Here is a 15,807-nt window from a genome sequence, read left to right on the forward strand (position 1 = left end):
GGCGGGACCGGATCGGTCCCGCCACCTCGGCGTTTCTCGCGGGGCGCGGCATCAGCGCCCGGGCAGGAGCCCCTCGACGGTTGCATTGGCGGCCGGCATGTCCGCGGCCGAGGCCGGCTTCTCCTGGGGGTTCAGGAGGCCGCTCAGCGGGACGACGGAGGGAAGGTTGGCGTTGCCGAGGTCGGCGGTGTCGGCGACGGCCGACCCGGCGGCGCCGATGCTGCCGGCCACGGCGAGTCCGGTCAGGGCTGCGGTGAGGATCTTCTTCATGTCCGCTCCAACGCGAGGGCCGCAGGGCGGGTTACGTGAGGCCGGTCCGCGGCCGTGGCGGGCGCGCGTTACGGGCAGGTGACCCGCGCCACATTCCGTTCGAACCCGCCGGGGTGAGCGGAGTGCAACTGCCCTCTTACGGAAGGGAAATGGCGGGCGACGCGCCCCTGCCTACCGTTGTACGGCGTGACTCCCACAGCACATGTCATCCGGCGCCTCGCACGGCTGACCCCCGGCTGGCGCACCATCCGCGGCCGGGTTGCCGTCGTCCTCGCCGTACCGACCTGCCTCCTCCTCGTCGTCACCGGCCTCGCCGTCGCCGACCGCGCAGGCGACTGGGCCGCCGCCCGCGAGACCCGCGACCGGGTCGACCGCGTCCTCGCCGTCCAGGCCCTCGTCCACGAACTCCAGCGCGAGCGCGGGCTCAGCAACGGGCTCCTCGGCGGCGCGCGGCAGTACCGCGACGACCTCGACGCCCAGCGCGCCCGCTCCGACACCGCCCGCGCCGCGCTCGGCGACCTGCCGGGCACCGACCCACTGGGCCGGCTGACGGTGGTGCGCTCGACGGTTGACGCGGGCGGCTCGCGCACCGAGGCCTTCGCCTTCTACAGCGACGCCATCGTCACCCTCACCGGCAGCCACACCGCCCACGCCGCCGGGGGCGACCGGGCCCTCGGCGACGCCATGGACGCGCTGCGGGCGCTGGGTGACGCCACCGAGTCCGTGGCGCTGGAGCGCGGCTCCCTCAACGGGGTCTTCGCCGCCGGGCGCTTCCGGGCCGACGAGTACCTGGCCTTCGCGGAGGTCCGGGCCGCCCGGGTGGCCGCCTTGGACCACTACGACCGGTCCGCGACCCCGGCCCAGCGCGCGGCCCTCGACAAGGCCCTTGCCACCGCCGACGCCCGCCGCGCCGCTGAGCTGGAGAAACGGGCCGCCGCGGCGGCCGACGGCTCCCGCGTCACCGTCGACCCCGACCTGTGGTGGAAGTCGATGACGGTCCTCGTGGACGACCTCTACGGCGTGCAGCGCGGCGTCGGCGCGGACGCGCGGGCCCGGGCCGGGCAGCTCAGCTCGGCGGCCACCGGGCAGCTCGGCGGGTTCGTCGCCCTCGGCTTCCTCATCGTGGCGGTCGCAGCCGCCCTCGCCGTACTCTCCGCGCGCTCCATCACCCGCCCGCTCGGCGCGCTCGCCGAGGAGGCCGACGAGGTGGCGGGCGTACGGCTCCAGGAGGCGGTGCAGCGCATCCAGGACGCGGACGGGGGAACGGAGGCGGCCACCTCGCCGCCATACCGCCCTGACGTGCCCGGCAGCGCCCAGGAGATCACCCAGCTCGCCGCCGCGCTGCGCAACGTGGAGCGGACGGCCGTCGGCCTCGCTGCCGAACAGGCCGCCCTGCGCCGCAACACCTCAGAGTCCCTGGCCAACCTCGGCCGCCGGAACCAGAGCCTGTTGCGGCGGCAGCTCGGGCTCATCACCACCCTGGAGAGCCAGGAGATCGACCCGGAGGCACTCGGCGAACTCTTCGAGCTCGACCACCTCGCCACCCGGATGCGCCGCAACGCCGAGTCGCTGCTCGTCCTCGCCGGGGAACAGGAGCCGCAGCGGGCCTGGCCGGGCACGGTGACCGCCCGGGAGGTGGTGCAGTCGGCGGTCGCGGAGGTCGAGCAGTACCAGCGGGTCGCGACGGCCGACGTCGAACCCTGCCGCATCCGCGGCGACGCCGTCGCCGACCTGTCGCACCTGCTCGCCGAACTGATCGAGAACGCGCTCGTCCACTCGTCCGTGCAGCTGCCGGTCGAGGTGTACGGCTGGCGCGACCTCGACGAGTACTGCCTGGCGGTGGTCGACCGGGGCGTCGGCATGGGCGCGGACGACCTGGCCCGCGCCAACGCCCGGCTGTCCGGCGACGAGAGCTTCCTGGTCGCCCCCACCCGCTACCTCGGCCACTACGTGGTCGGCCGGCTCGCCGCTCGCCTGGGCGCGCATGTGGAGCTGCGCCCGACGGACGGCAACGGCGTCACGGCGTACGTGGGTCTGCCGGCGGCGGTGCTCGCGCCCGAGGTCGCGGTACCGGCCACCACATAGCGCCTGCGGACACGGAGCGCTCCTCAGCGCTCCATAGGATGCGTACGTGCATACGAGATTGACGTGGTCGCTGCGCCCGGGGCGGGCGGAGGACGTGGAGACGATCGCCGAGCTGCGGGCGACGGTGATGCGGGACGATCTCGTGCGGCTCGACCGCTACGACGAACACCGGGTGCGGCAGCGGCTGAGGGAGGGCTTCTCGCCGGAGCACACCTCGGTCGTCGAGACCGACGGGGTCTTCGCGGGCTGCGTGACGTTCCGCCCGTACGAGAAGGGGCGCGGGCTGTACCTCGAGCACTTCTACCTGGCCCCCGAGACCCAGGGACAGGGTCTCGGGACGGCGGTCCTGCGGGGCCTCCTCGCCCGGGCGGACGAGGAATCCCTCCCCGTACGGCTCCAGGTGCTGCGGGGCAGTGCGGCACAGCGGCTCTACGAGCGCGAGGGGTTCGCGATCGAGTCCGAGGACCCGATCGACGTCCTCATGGTGCGCGAGGCGACCGTCAGAAGCCCACGCCGGCCGGCTGCTTCACCGTGACGTTGAGCCGGTTGAACAGGTTGGTGAGGCCGACCATCAGCACGATCGCGGCGAGCTGCTTCTCGTCGTAGTGGTCGGCGGCCGCGTCCCACACCTCGTCCGGCACGGCGTCCGAGGTGTCGGCGAGCCGCGTCGCGTGCTCGGCGAGCGCCAGCGCGGCCCGCTCCTCGTCGGAGAAGTACGGTGCCTCGCGCCAGGCGGCGACGGCAAACAGCTTCTCGTCGCTCACCCCGGCCTTCCGGGCGCTCTTGACGCCGTAGTCGACGCAGAAGCCGCAGCTGTTGATCTGGCTGGCCCGCAGGTGCACGAGCTCCAGGGTCGACTCCGGGACGCCGCCCTGGCGGGTGGCCTTGACCAGGTCCTGGATGGCCGATGCGGCCTCGGGGATGACGTAGGCGGGGTTGGTCATCCGGGGCTTGAGTTCGTGCTGCATGGTGCTCGCTCCTTCTGGTCCGTGGGGCCGTTCCTGTTGCCTTCACTGGACTGACGGAGCGCGCGACGCGGATGTGACAGGTCCCGGGAAGTTTTTTCGCGAGACCTCTCAGGACGAGACCTTTCAGGACGCCGGTTCGGCGATCAGTGCGGTGCCGACCGTCCGGAAGCCGAGCCGGCCGTAGAGGCGTGCCACCGCCTCGTCCGTCGCCGTCAGGAAGACGGTCTCCACACCCGCTGCCCGGGCGTCCGCGACCAGGGCGGCGGTCACCGCGAGGCCCAGGCCGCGGCGGCGGGCGTCCGGCAGGGTGCCGACGCCGACGACCTCCGTGACCGTGCCGACCGGCTGGTGCTGCCCGGCGGACAGCGCGGCGCCGGACGCGTCCACGGCCGCGGCGAGCCGGGTGAGACCCGCGCGGATCCGGGCGGCCAACTGGGTGGCGACCGAGGCGTCGGGGGCGACCCCGAAGGCGGCGTACGGGACGGCGGCGGCCGACGGCAGGACGGGATCGTCGGCGCCCACGATCCGTACGGTGACGTCCTCGGGTCCGGGGACGGGCGTGCCCTCCCCGTCGAGGACCATCAGCGGGTGCTCGTGCACCACGAGCCCGCTCTTCTCGACGGCCGCGCGGAGCCCCGGCGTCGTCTCCGCCACCCACTCGAACGCCTCGGGCACCCCCAGCTCACGCTGCCGCGCCCGGACCCGCTCCACCTCCGCGACGGACACCTCCCCGGAGAACCCGAGCGCGGGCCGCGCGTAGTAGGGCCAGCCCTCCCCCTCCCGTACGAACAGGGTCAGCGGCCCGAACTCCTCGGCGCGGGCGGCGGATCGGGGGACGGCGTCGTAGTACGTCTCGAGGCGGTTCAGCATGACGATCATCCAAGCAGGTGGGCTACGGAAGCACAGGCGGATTTCCCTGCGTCCAGACGATGCGCAGATCGGCCCGGGACAGCCGCCAGCCCTCGGCGGTGCGGACGAGCTCGTTCTCCGTCCGCCCACCGGAGACGAACAGCCCGCCGTCGCCGGCGAGGACGTGGGTGGAGAGCTGGTTGCCGAGCAGGGTGGCGCGGTCGCCGTCCACGTCGATCAGGTAGTTCGAGCCGATGTGCAGGGTCCGGTCGAAGAGCCCCATCGCCATCCGCACGTTCGCGGCGACGGCGTCCCGCCCGCGCACGTCCCCCGCGGGGGTTGAGGTGGTGGCGTCCTCGGTGAAGAAGGAAGCCGCCCAGGCGGCGTCGAACGCGCCGCGGTCGTCGAGGGAGCGGAGGTAGCGGTCGAAGAGGCGGGTGATGGCGGCGGTGTCTGCGGTGGATTCCGTGTTCATGCGACCAGGCTCGTGCCTCAACCTTGGTTGAGGTCAAGTGCCTTCGGGATGCGGCACACTGTGCGCACGAATGACGCGAGGTGCTCAGGGGGGCAGCGTGACGCAGGTGCCGGCATGTCCGGGATGTCGGGGGACGGATCGCGTGCAGGCGGTTCCGGCCGTCTATCTGGAGGGCAGGGATGCGATCCGCGTGACCGAGCGGCGGGACGGCCAGGACCGTACGGTCACCAGCCGGGTGACGACGGCCCTGTCGGACGCCCTCGCGCCCGCGCCGAAGCCGCCGACCTACGCGATGGGGTGTCTCGGCGTGCTCGCGGTCCTGGTGTCCGTGGCCACCTTCGTCGCGGGAACGCAGGCGGGCCACTGGTTCCCCGAGGAGGACCAGGCCCCGGACTTCGCGCTGTACGGGGTGCCGGAGCCCGAGCCGAGCCTCACCTTCCTCGGTGTGATCTCCGCGCTCGCCCTGCTGGCCGCCGTCCTCGCCTTCGTCCAGCTCGCCCGGCGCAGAACCGCATTCCGGCGGGTGATGCGCGGCCGCCCCACGGCCGAAGACCTGTGGTCCCGGGCCTGGTACTGCTCCCGCTGCGGAACGGTCCACTTCGGCGCCGGTTTCGGGGAGGACTCCCGGCCGCTCACCTTCCAGCAGTTCCGCGAACGGGTCTGGGAGGCGGGAGGCTACGGCGCCCTTGCGGCCGAGCAGCGGGCCGTGGAGCCCTAGGGCCTGTCCGGCGGACCGTGACGCCGGTGGCGGGCGTGGTGCGAGACCATGGGGCCATGACCGAGATCCACACCCCCCGCCTCCTCCTGCGCCGCTGGACCGACGACGACCTCGTCCCGATGGCCGAGATCAACGCCGACCCCGAGGTGATGCGCTGGATCGGCGACGGATCCACCCGCGACCTGGAGCAGACCGCCGAGGACATCGAGCGGTGGGAGGAGGAGTGGGACGAGGAGGGCTTCGGGCTCTTCGCCGTCGAGCTCCTCGGCTCCGGCGAGCTGATCGGCTTCGCCGGGCTCTCCGTGCCGGAGTTCCTGCCCGAGCTGGCGCACGAGGTGGAGATCGGCTGGCGGCTCGGGCGTCCCTTCTGGGGCCAGGGGTACGCCTCCGAGGCCGCCCACGCGGCCCTGGAGTTCGCGCTCCAGGACCGCGGTCTGGACCGGGTGATCTCGATCGCCCACATCTCCAACACCGCCTCCGAGAACGTCATGCGCAAGCTCGGCATGACCCCGGAGCGCGACACGACCCACCCGGTCTTCGGCGTCCCGCTGCGCGTGCACGCCATCGACCTCAGCGAGTACCAGGGCTGATCAGCGGGCCGCCTCCAGGAAGACCGGGTTCGTGAAGGCGACGAGCGCCCCCGGCAGCGGCGGCAGCGTCGCCGGGTGCCGTACCTCCGCCCGTACGTAGGACGCGTACGCGGCCGTCGTCACCCACTCCACCGGACCCGTGGCCGGCGCCGTGTGCAGGACGCCCTGGTCCGTGACGAAGCGGACCGTGCCGCCCGCCGGGGCGCCGGTCACCGTCAGCCGGACGGTCACGGGCTCGTCCGCCGGGACCTTCAGCCGCTCGCCGATGCCCGCCGAGCGGCCCCGGCCGTCCGTCACCGCGAAGTCCAGGGAGACGGACGAGGACTCGGCGACGTACGAACGGCCCGCCCGCAGGCCCGCCAGGATCGCCTCCCGGCTCAGGTCGTCGGCCAGGACCACGGTCTGCGGTGTGCCGACGCGGTCCGGGTCCCGGTGCGCGTCGCTGTTGCCCATCGCCGGGGTCCAGCGGCCCTTGGCGAGCGCCGCGTCCCAGCCGGACAGTGACACCTCGTCATCGGGGGTGTACGGGCCGTTCCACACCTCGACCGCGTCCGCATCGCCGAAGCCGAACTTCCAGTTGCAGCCGATGCAGGTGGCGTGCGGATGCGCCGGGACGACCAGGCCGCCCGCCCGGCGGATCTCGCGCGCGAAGTGTCCGAAGCGGTTCTCCCGCGCCCGGTAGCGCCAGTCCACGAAGGTGCCGGGGTCCGTGCCCAGGGCCAGGACGTGCCCGTTGCGGGTGGTGACCTCCTCGCCGAGGAGGATCAGCAGGTCGTCGTCCGCGAGCTCCGCCCACGCCCCGTGCGCGGCATGGGTGTTGTGCTCGGTGGTGGTCAGGAAGTCGAGCCCGGCGGCGCGCGCGAGCGCGGCGACCTCGGCGGGCGTGCGGCGCCCGTCCGAGTACACGGTGTGCAGATGGCAGTCGCCGCGGTACCAGGCCCTGCCCCGGCCCTCGGCCCGCTCCGGCGGGTACACCGGCCTGGGCGTGGGCAGCGAGGCGCCGAACCGGAGGGTGATCGTCACCGCGTACGTGAGTCCCTGCGGCGCCACCGTGTACGGGGCGAGCACCACGAACCAGGTCCCGGCCTTCAGCGGACCGGCGACATAGCCCGGGGTCGCCTCGTCGGTGCGCACGAAGAACTCCTTGCGCGCCCCGCCCGACCAGCCCCGGAAGCCCTTGCCGCCGAGCTCGGTGCCGCGCTGGTCGAAGAGGCCGATGTCCAGGGCGTTGCCCTGCGTCCCGGCGGGGACGGCCGGCCGCTCGTACGCGTAGGAGACATGGATCTCGCGCACCCCGCGCGGGATCTCGACGGGGAGGTACACGAAGTCGGGGGAGCCGGGCGGCAGCGTGCCGCTGACCGTCTCCGTACGGTCGCCGCCGGGGGTGTCGGCCTGGGCGAAGCTCACGCTTCCCAACGTAAGGGCCGACGCGGCTGAGGTCACGAGGAGCGTTCGTCTGGTCGGTTCGCTCATGTCCGGCACCCTCATATGACGCCGTGAACTCCCGGACAACGCAAGAGGCCCGCAGCGTCGCACCTCTCGGAAATCCCCGCCGCAGCCCCTACCGTGCCGCTATGCGGATCTCGACCACGATCTTCCTGACCGACGAGACCATCACCCCCGTGCGCCTCGCGCGGGAGCTGCAGCAGCGCGGCTTCGCCGGGCTCTACCTCCCCGAGCACACCCACATCCCGATCGAACGGACCACGCCCTACCCGGCGGCGGGCTCCGAACTGCCCCCCGAGTACGGCCGTACCCTCGACCCCTTCGTCGCCCTCGGTCAGGCCTCCGCCGTCACCGAGCGGCTCGCCCTCGGCACCGGCATCACGCTGATCACCGAGCACGACCCGATCGTCCTGGCCAAGCAGATCGCCACCCTCGACCATCTCTCGGGCGGCCGCTTCACCCTCGGCGTCGGCTTCGGCTGGAACAAGGAGGAGGCCGCCGACCACGGCGTGGAGTGGGCGACGCGGCGCGAGCTCGGCCGGGAGCGGATGGCGCTGATGCGGGCGCTGTGGGCGCCCGAACCAACGTCGTACGAGGGCGAGTTCGGGGTGTCGGTACGGGCGTCCCACGCGTACCCCAAGCCGGCGGGCGGCGCCCCGCGCACCCTGCTCGGGGGCGCGGCGGGCCCCAAGCTCTTCGCTCAGATCGCCGAGTACGCGGACGGCTGGATGCCGATCGGCGGCCGCGGCCTGACGCAGTCGATGCCGGTGCTCCGCGAGGTCTGGGAGAAGGCCGGCCGCGACCCGAAGACCCTGCAGGTCGTCCCGTACGCGGTCCTGCCGAACCCGGGGAAGCTGGCGCACTACGCGGAGCTGGGCTGCGAGGAGGTCGTGCTGCAACTGCCGCCGGGGGACGAGGCGGAGGTGCTGGGGGTGCTGGACGAGTACGCCCAGTACCTCTGATCGGCCCACCTCATCGGAGCGTCGGCGGCTTCATGTCCTGGACGGAGTCCCCGCCCGGCATGACCGGCGGCAGCTCGCCCCCGCGCGTCACCTCGACCGAGCCGGGTGCGGGTACCCGGACACGGAGTGAGCGGACCCGGTGTTCGGGGGGAGGTCCGGCCTCGGGCGGTCACTCGTATGCTCGGTCCATGACGGATCACCAGCCCGGACCGGCAGAACGGCCCACCGAGAACGCCATGCGTCGCGCCCTCAAGAGGGCCAGGGACGGGGTGGCGCTCGATGTCGCCGAGGCCGCCGTGCTGCTTCAGGCGCGGGGCGCGGACCTGGACGACCTCGTGGCGTCCGCCGGGCGGGTGCGGGACGCGGGGCTCGAGGCCGCCGGACGGCCCGGTGTCATCACGTACTCGAAGAGCGTGTTCATCCCGCTGACCCGGCTGTGCCGGGACAAGTGCCACTACTGCACCTTCGTCACCGTGCCGGGCAAGCTGCGCCGGGCCGGCCACGGGATGTTCATGTCCCCCGACGAGGTCCTCGACATCGCCCGACGCGGCGCCGAAATGGGCTGCAAGGAAGCCCTGATCACGCTCGGCGACAAGCCCGAGGACCGCTGGCCCGAGGCGCGCGAGTGGCTCGACGCGCACGGGTACGACGACACCCTCGCGTACGTACGGGCCATGGCGATCCGGATCCTGGAGGAGACGGGACTGCTCCCGCACCTGAATCCGGGCGTTCTGTCCTGGACCGACTTCCAGCGGCTCAAGCCCGTCGCCCCGTCCATGGGCATGATGCTGGAGACGACCGCGACCCGGCTCTGGTCGGAGCCGGGCGGCCCGCACCACGGCTCCCCCGACAAGGAGCCGGCCGTGCGGCTGCGGGTCCTGGAGGACGCGGGCCGCTCCTCGGTGCCGTTCACCAGCGGGCTGCTCATCGGGATCGGCGAGACGTACGAGGAGCGGGCCGACTCCCTCTTCGCGCTCCGCCGCGTCTCCCGCGCCTACCACTCCATCCAGGAGCTGATCATCCAGAACTTCCGCGCCAAGCCGGACACGGCGATGCGCGGGATGCCGGACGCCGAACTGGACGACCTGGTCGCCACGATCGCCGTCGCCCGGCACATCATGGGCCCCTCCGCCTGCCTGCAGGCCCCGCCGAACCTCGTCGACGAGGAGTACGGCCGGCTGATCGCCGCCGGCATCGACGACTGGGGCGGGGTCTCCCCGCTCACCATCGACCATGTGAACCCCGAGCGGCCCTGGCCGCAGATCGACGCCCTCGCCGAGAAGTCCCGCGCCGCCGGCTTCGAACTGCGCGAACGCCTCTGCGTCTACCCGGAGTTCGTCGGCCGGGGCGAGCCCTGGCTCGACCCGCGGCTCCTCCCGCACGTCCGCGCGCTCGCCGACCCCGAGACGGGCCTCGCCGACCCGGACGCGCCCGTGCGCGGACTGCCGTGGCAGGAGCCGGACGAGGCGTTCGTCGCGACCGGCCGCACCGATCTGCACCGCACCATCGACACCACCGGCCGCACCCACGACCGCCGCGACGACTTCGACGAGGTCTACGGCGACTGGGAGGCGCTGCGCGAGGCCGCGGCCCCCGGCATGGTCCCGCAGCGCATCGACACGGACGTGCGCGAGGCCCTCGCCGTCGCCGCCGACGACCCCACCCGGCTCACCGACGACCAGGCCCTCGCGCTGCTGCACGCCGACGGCCCGGCGCTCGACGCGCTCACCCGCATCGCGGACGACGTCCGCCGCGCGGTCTCCGGTGACGACGTCACGTACATCGTCACGCGGAACATCAACTTCACCAACGTCTGCTACACCGGCTGCCGCTTCTGCGCCTTCGCCCAGCGCCGCACCGACGCCGACGCCTACACCCTGTCCCTGGAGCAGGTCGCCGACCGCGCCCAGCAGGCGTGGGACGTCGGCGCGGTCGAGGTGTGCATGCAGGGCGGCATCCACCCGGACCTGCCCGGCACGGCCTACTTCGACATCGCGCGGGCCGTGAAGGAGCGCGTGCCGGGCATGCACGTGCACGCCTTCTCCCCCATGGAGGTCGTCAACGGAGCGACCCGCACCGGGCTCTCGATCCGCGAGTGGCTGACGGCGGCGAAGGAGGCCGGACTCGACTCGATCCCCGGCACGGCCGCCGAGATCCTCGACGACGAGGTCCGCTGGGTGCTCACCAAGGGCAAGCTGCCCACCGCCACCTGGATCGAGGTCGTCACCACCGCCCACGAGCTGGGCATCCGCTCCTCGTCCACGATGATGTACGGGCATGTGGACCAGCCCCGGCACTGGCTCGGCCACTTCCGTACGCTCTCCCGGATCCAGCAGGAGACCGGTGGCTTCACCGAGTTCGTGACGCTGCCCTTCATCCACACCAACGCGCCGGTCTACCTCGCGGGCATCTCGCGCCCCGGCCCCACTGTCCGCGACAACCGCGCGGTCACCGCCATGGCCCGGCTCCTCCTCCACCCGCACATCCCCAACATCCAGACCAGTTGGGTGAAGCTGGGCGCGGACGGCGCCGCCGAGATGCTCCGCTCGGGCGCCAACGACCTCGGCGGCACGCTGATGGAGGAGACCATCTCCCGGATGGCGGGCTCGAGTTACGGCTCGTACCGCTCGATCCAGGACCTGACCGCCATCGCGGAGGCGGCGGGGCGGCCGTCCCGCCCCAGGACGACGCTGTACGGCGAGGTCCCGGAGGAGCGGCAGCGGGCGGCGACGGCCTCGGACGGTCATCTGCCGGAGCTGCTGCCGGTGCTGGGGGACCAGGGGCCTGTCCGACCCTGATCCGCCGGACAGGCCCTAGCGGCGGTCGCGCAGCGTGTAGCCGCCCTCGATGACGGGCGCGTCGGCGGCCGGGGCCATGCACGTCGTGAGCAGCGGCTCGCCCTTCAGTGTGGCCCCGGAGAGTCCGATGCGTGCCTCGCCACCCTTCTCCGGGACGTAGAAGCTCACGCCCATGCGGGTGTTCGGCTCCAGCACCTCCCGCCAGATGTGGCCGGGGCTGGTGCGGACCAGGCGGCCGGTCACCGTGGCGGTCGGGCCGCCGGAGCTGAGGCAGTCGACCTTGAACTCGCCCCAGTGGACGGTCCCGTCGACCTCGTGAGAGATGCGGAAGGTGCCCCAGGAGCGGGTGGGGAGGCCGGCCGGGCCGAAGGCGGCATGGGCGTTCACGCTGACCCGGACCTCCTCGTCGGCTTCGGCATAGGCCATCCGCGCGTCGCCCTTGAGGGACGAATGGAGGGATGCGGTCGCCGGCGCCGGTGCGGCGGGCGCGGGCGCCGCCACGGCGACGGGGGCGGCGACGGCGGCCACCAGCGCGAGCAGGGCGGCGGCCCGCAGGGAGTTCTTCAGCACGGTGAGGCTCCGATCGAGGAGTGCGGTACGTCTACGTCTCCTCGAGCATCGCCAACTCCCCTGCCCCGGACGTCCGTCGAGGGGACGGTCCCCCTCCGCCGCGCGGGGGAGAGCCGGCACCCGGGAACGGCTCGCGCGGGGGCGATGGGTGCTGGAAGACTCGGGCGTATGACCAACGGTGCGCGACCGTCGCTGCAGGCGCTGCTCAAGGACCAAAAGAGAGCGGGGTTCGTCGGACGACGCAGCGAACTCGCCTTGTTCCGGGAGAACTTCGACCTTCCGGTGGAGGACGAACGGCACCGCTTCGTCTTCCACGTGCGGGGCAACGCGGGTGTCGGCAAGACCACGCTCGTCGGCGAGTTGAAGGGTGTCGCGGCCGGGCGCGGAGCCGTGACGGCGTACGTCGACGAAGGGCTCAACAGCGTCCCCGAGGTGATGGCGGAGATCGCCGCCTCCTTCGCCCGGCAGGGGCACCCGTTGAAGGCGCTGGACCGGCAGCTCGTCGCCTACCAGCAGCGGCGGCACGAGGCCGAGGCGGCGACGATCGCCGCGGCGGAGGGTGGGGAGACGCCCGGCGGTGCCCCCTCGGCGGGCAGCACGGCCGTGGCCCAGGTGGGGCTGATCGGGGCCGGGATGATCCCCGTCGTGGGCGCCTTCGCGGGAGCCGTCGACCCGACCCGGCTGGCCCACGGCACCGACCGGCTGCGGGCGCTCCTCAGTGCACGGTTCCGCAACCAGGACGACGTCCAGCTCGTCCTCGACCCGGTGCGCGTCCTGACCCCCGTGCTGGTGGCCGACCTGGAGCGGGTCGCGGCCGAGGTCCCGTGGCTCGCCCTGTTCTTCGACACGTACGAGCGCACCGCGTCCTATCTTGACGGCTGGCTGCGCGACCTGATCACCACCGAGCGGTACGGAGCGCTGCCGGCCACCACCGTCTTCGTCGTCGCCGGACGCGACCGGCTCGAACCGACCGCCTGGTCGGACTACGTCGACTTCGTCCAGGACCTGCCCCTGGACCCGTTCACCGAGGCCGAGGCGCGGCAACTCCTCACCGCGAAGGGGGTCGTGGACGAGGGCGTCGTCCAGGACGTGCTGCGGCTCTCCGGCGGACTCCCGGTCCTGGTCTCCACCCTCGCCGCACGTCCCGGCGAGGTCGGCGTCGCCGGCGCCACCGCCGTGGACCGCTTCCTGAGCGGGGAGCCCGACCGGAACCGCAAGGACGCCGCCAAGGCCGGAGCGCTGCCCCGCCGACTGAACGAGGACATCTTCACCGCCGTCTCCCAGGAGGACCCCGCGCTCCTCGACTGGCTGCGGACCCTGCCGTTCGTCGCCGACCGGGACGGACACCTCCAGTACCACGACGTCGTCCGCGGCCCGATGCTGCGCCTGCGCCGCACCCGCTCGCCCCGTGGCTGGAGCGAGGACCACGAACGGCTGGCCGCCGCCTTCGCGGCCCGGGCGGAGGCGGCCGCCGAGGGCGTGCCGGAGGACGAACGCTGGGAGCACGAGCCCTGGCGGGCCGCGCGCCTGGAGGAGTCGTACCACCGGCTGTGCGCGGCCCCGGAGACCGCACTGCCCGCGGTGCTGCGCGACGGCGTGGACGCCTGTGACGAGGGTGCGGCGACGGCCCGCCGCTGGGCGCGGGTGCTCGCCGACGCGGGCGAGGACGCGGACGCGGAGGTGCTGCGCGGGTGGGGCAGGGACGCGCTGGCGGCCCTGGAGAGCGAGAGCGAGCCGGTGGCCGTGCTGCTCGGTCTCCTGCTGTCGCGCGCGGGGTTCGGTCCTGAGGGCCAGGTGGCCGTGTTGGTCGTCCGGGCCAAGTTCCGCCGGTGGGCCGAGGACTACGCCCGTGCGACCGCCGACTACGAGCGCGCGCTCGCTCTTGATCCGGCGTGCGCCCGGGCCCACTACGGCCTCGGGATGGTGCTCCTGCTGCAACTCGACCTGGCCGGGGCCCTGGAACGGCTGAACCGGGCGGACGCTCATGCGCCGGACGCGCCGTGGATCCTCAGGGACCGGGGAGAACTCCACCGGCGTCTCGAGCGGTACGAGGAGGCGGTGGCGGACTGCGACCGGACGCTGGCGCTCGGACCCGAGAGCGCCGCGGTGCTGGCGACGCGAGGTCAGGCGCGGTTCCGGCTCGGGCGCACGAGGGAGGCGCTGGCCGATCTGGACCGCGCCGTCGAGCTCGAATCGGACTACTGGTGGGCGCTGTTGCGGCGTGCCGATGTGCGCCTGGAGACGGGGGACGAGGCCGGGGCCCTCGCCGACCTGGACCGCGCGGAGGAGTGCCGGCCGCAGATGGCGTGGGTGCCCGCCCAGCGTGGCTTCGTGAACTGGAAGCGCGGCCGGCCCGAGCAGGCGCTCGCCGACTTCGACCGGGCCCTCGCCCTCGATCCTTCCTACACCTGGGCGCTGGGCAGCCGGGCCATGGCGCTGACGGAGCTGGGGCGCCTGGAAGAGGCGCTCGCGGATCTGGACAGGGCCATCGACATGCGCCCGGACTACGGCTGGGCCATGGTGCAGAGGTCGCGGATCCTCGAACGGCTGGGGGACTCGGACGCCCGGCTCGCCGCGCTGGACCGAGCCGTCGACACCGCCGACGACACGGCCATGGCGCTCAGGGAACGCGGCGACGCGCATCTGCGGGCCCGGCGCTTCGAGCAGTCGGTGGCGGATCTCGACCGGGCACTCGAACTGGAGCCGGACAGCTGGTACGCCCTCGGCGTCCGGGGCCAGGCGTACCGGAAGATGCAGCAGCCCCTGCGCGCACTGGCCGATCTGGAGCGGGCGGTGGAGCTCGAGCCCCGGGTGGAGGCGATGCTGCTGCTGCGACAGCTCGCCTACCGGGAGGCCCGTGCCACGGACGAGGGGCGCGCCCACTGCGACGCGGTGGCGGCGCTCGCCCCGGACTCCGTGGCGTCCTGGATCCGCCGGGCGTCGGCGCGTACGGCGGCCGGGCGCCTGCCCGAGGCCCTGTCCGACGTCGACCGGGCTCTGGAGCTCGACCCGGAGCACCGCTGGGCGCGGGAGCGCAGGGCGCGGCTGCGGTGCCTCCTCGGCGACCCCCGGAGCGGCCTGGCCGACATGGACCACCTGGTCGCCGCGGGCCACGGGTCCGAGGCCGAGGCCCTCCAGAACAGGGCGCATCTCCTCCAAGCGGTGGGCCGGTCCGCGCAGGCGATCGCCGATCTGGAGCGGTGCGCGGTCGCCGGTTCGACGTGGCCGACCGGTCGCAGGGCCGTGGCGCTGTTCCATCTGGGGCGCCACCAGGAAGCGCTGGACCTCCTGCTGGCCATGCCGCCGGGCGACCGGCAGGAACACCTGGAGACGGTCACGTGGGCGCTGCTGCGCCTGGGGCGGCTCGAGGAGGCGAGGGAGGCCGCGGAGCGGATGCGGGAGGCCGGACAGAAGGAGGGCCCGCTGCTGCTCGCGACGGCGGAGAGCCGGATGCGGGGGACCGAGGCCGCGGGGGAGCTCTGGCAGGCGTACGTACGGCAGCACACCTTCACCGTCCCGGACGAGCCGACGGTCGAGGAACTCGGCTGCCTGGTGGTCGCGCAGGCCGCCCTGGCCCGGTGGGAGGAGGCCGTGCGCACGTGGGAACGGATGCTGGGGCTTCCGCACCTCTGGTCGGACGTCGCCGACCTCCGGAACCTCCTCGTGGAGCTCGCGGACTGCCCCGGCGCCGACACCGCCCGCCTGGACGCTCTTCTCGGGCCGGTCAGGGCGAGGACGGTCGCCCTGACCGAGGCGGCGGAGGGGGTCAGCCGACCAGCAGGTCCCGCTTCAGCTCCTTGAGCTCACGCGCGTCGATGCCGAGGCCCTGCTTCAGGTACGAGCGGAAGGAGCCGTACTCCTCCTCGACAGAGGACGCCGTGCCGGTCCTCGTCGGCGATGCCGTCGAAGACCGAGGTGTACGCGGCCTTGGCGGTGTCGCCGCGGAACAGATGCCCACAACGGCGCAGAGTGCCATGGGCGGATGGTTCAAGCCAGGACGAAACTTGCGGTGAACTGCGGTCGAAGATGGACAGAAAGGCATCCGATCGCAAAACGTTCTGCCCTGCGAATGTGCG

Annotated in this window: 14 protein-coding genes; 7 read left to right on the top strand and 7 right to left on the bottom strand. The window is 73.3% G+C overall.

What is annotated here, in order from left to right:
* Positions 1 to 51 precede the first annotated feature (51 nt).
* Entirely contained in the window at positions 52 to 270 is a 219-nt protein-coding gene (locus ACFV9D_RS06005; protein WP_385141566.1) for a hypothetical protein, read from the bottom strand.
* A gap of 186 nt (positions 271 to 456) precedes the next feature.
* Here ACFV9D_RS06005 and ACFV9D_RS06010 point away from each other — a divergent pair, with 186 nt between their 5' ends.
* Both ACFV9D_RS06010 and ACFV9D_RS06015 read left to right on the top strand, forming a co-directional pair.
* Complete coding sequence (locus tag ACFV9D_RS06010; protein WP_385141569.1) at positions 457 to 2,355, top strand: nitrate- and nitrite sensing domain-containing protein; 1,899 nt, start codon at positions 457 to 459, stop codon at positions 2,353 to 2,355.
* Positions 2,356 to 2,401: 46 nt separating this feature from the next.
* On the top strand, positions 2,402 to 2,890 hold the full coding sequence (locus tag ACFV9D_RS06015) for a GNAT family N-acetyltransferase (RefSeq protein WP_385141572.1): 489 nt from the start codon (positions 2,402 to 2,404) through the stop codon (positions 2,888 to 2,890).
* On the opposite strand, the gene ACFV9D_RS06020 is transcribed toward ACFV9D_RS06015, so the two are convergent.
* The 3 genes from ACFV9D_RS06020 to ACFV9D_RS06030 form a co-directional block, all read right to left on the bottom strand.
* Positions 2,856 to 3,323, bottom strand: coding sequence for a carboxymuconolactone decarboxylase family protein (locus ACFV9D_RS06020; protein ID WP_385141575.1), 468 nt, complete (start codon positions 3,321 to 3,323; stop codon positions 2,856 to 2,858). The genes ACFV9D_RS06015 and ACFV9D_RS06020 overlap by 35 nt on opposite strands.
* A 123-nt stretch (positions 3,324 to 3,446) precedes the next feature.
* Positions 3,447 to 4,202 (bottom strand): GNAT family N-acetyltransferase, encoded by a 756-nt coding sequence (locus ACFV9D_RS06025; RefSeq protein ID WP_385141578.1) that lies wholly within the window; start codon positions 4,200 to 4,202, stop codon positions 3,447 to 3,449.
* 13 nt (positions 4,203 to 4,215) lie between these two features.
* Positions 4,216 to 4,647, bottom strand: a complete 432-nt coding sequence (locus ACFV9D_RS06030) for a nuclear transport factor 2 family protein (RefSeq protein WP_385141581.1) — start codon at positions 4,645 to 4,647, stop codon at positions 4,216 to 4,218.
* Positions 4,648 to 4,789: 142 nt separating this feature from the next.
* Here ACFV9D_RS06030 and ACFV9D_RS06035 point away from each other — a divergent pair, with 142 nt between their 5' ends.
* Both ACFV9D_RS06035 and ACFV9D_RS06040 read left to right on the top strand, forming a co-directional pair.
* Positions 4,790 to 5,365: a hypothetical protein gene (locus tag ACFV9D_RS06035; protein WP_385141584.1), complete on the top strand. Its 576-nt coding sequence runs from the start codon at positions 4,790 to 4,792 to the stop codon at positions 5,363 to 5,365.
* Between the two features lie 56 nt (positions 5,366 to 5,421).
* On the top strand, positions 5,422 to 5,955 hold the full coding sequence (locus ACFV9D_RS06040) for a GNAT family N-acetyltransferase (RefSeq protein ID WP_385141587.1): 534 nt from the start codon (positions 5,422 to 5,424) through the stop codon (positions 5,953 to 5,955).
* On the opposite strand, the gene ACFV9D_RS06045 is transcribed toward ACFV9D_RS06040, so the two are convergent.
* On the bottom strand, positions 5,956 to 7,443 hold the full coding sequence (locus tag ACFV9D_RS06045) for a CehA/McbA family metallohydrolase (protein ID WP_385141590.1): 1,488 nt from the start codon (positions 7,441 to 7,443) through the stop codon (positions 5,956 to 5,958). It abuts the gene before it with no gap.
* Between the two features lie 86 nt (positions 7,444 to 7,529).
* Between ACFV9D_RS06045 and ACFV9D_RS06050 the strand changes: the two genes are divergently transcribed.
* Both ACFV9D_RS06050 and ACFV9D_RS06055 read left to right on the top strand, forming a co-directional pair.
* A complete protein-coding gene (locus ACFV9D_RS06050; RefSeq protein WP_385141593.1) occupies positions 7,530 to 8,363 on the top strand; it encodes an LLM class F420-dependent oxidoreductase in 834 nt (277 codons plus the stop codon).
* A 188-nt stretch (positions 8,364 to 8,551) separates the two neighbouring features.
* Positions 8,552 to 11,161, top strand: coding sequence for a bifunctional FO biosynthesis protein CofGH (locus ACFV9D_RS06055; protein WP_385141596.1), 2,610 nt, complete (start codon positions 8,552 to 8,554; stop codon positions 11,159 to 11,161).
* A 15-nt stretch (positions 11,162 to 11,176) separates the two neighbouring features.
* Here the strand turns inward: ACFV9D_RS06055 and ACFV9D_RS06060 are convergent, their stop codons facing one another.
* Entirely contained in the window at positions 11,177 to 11,731 is a 555-nt protein-coding gene (locus tag ACFV9D_RS06060) for a hypothetical protein (RefSeq protein WP_385141599.1), read from the bottom strand.
* A 168-nt stretch (positions 11,732 to 11,899) separates the two neighbouring features.
* Here ACFV9D_RS06060 and ACFV9D_RS06065 point away from each other — a divergent pair, with 168 nt between their 5' ends.
* Positions 11,900 to 15,532: a tetratricopeptide repeat protein gene (locus ACFV9D_RS06065; protein ID WP_385141602.1), complete on the top strand. Its 3,633-nt coding sequence runs from the start codon at positions 11,900 to 11,902 to the stop codon at positions 15,530 to 15,532.
* On the opposite strand, the gene ACFV9D_RS06070 is transcribed toward ACFV9D_RS06065, so the two are convergent.
* The gene (locus ACFV9D_RS06070) at positions 15,498 to 15,773 is read right to left on the bottom strand and encodes a tyrosine-protein phosphatase (RefSeq protein WP_385142368.1); all 276 of its coding nucleotides are present in this window, start codon (positions 15,771 to 15,773) and stop codon (positions 15,498 to 15,500) included. The two genes, ACFV9D_RS06065 and ACFV9D_RS06070, sit on opposite strands and share 35 nt — an antisense overlap.
* Between the last annotated feature and the right edge of the window lie 34 nt (positions 15,774 to 15,807).

It is taken from the genome of Streptomyces sp. NPDC059875, assembly GCF_042731085.1.
GTDB lineage: Bacteria > Actinomycetota > Actinomycetes > Streptomycetales > Streptomycetaceae > Streptomyces.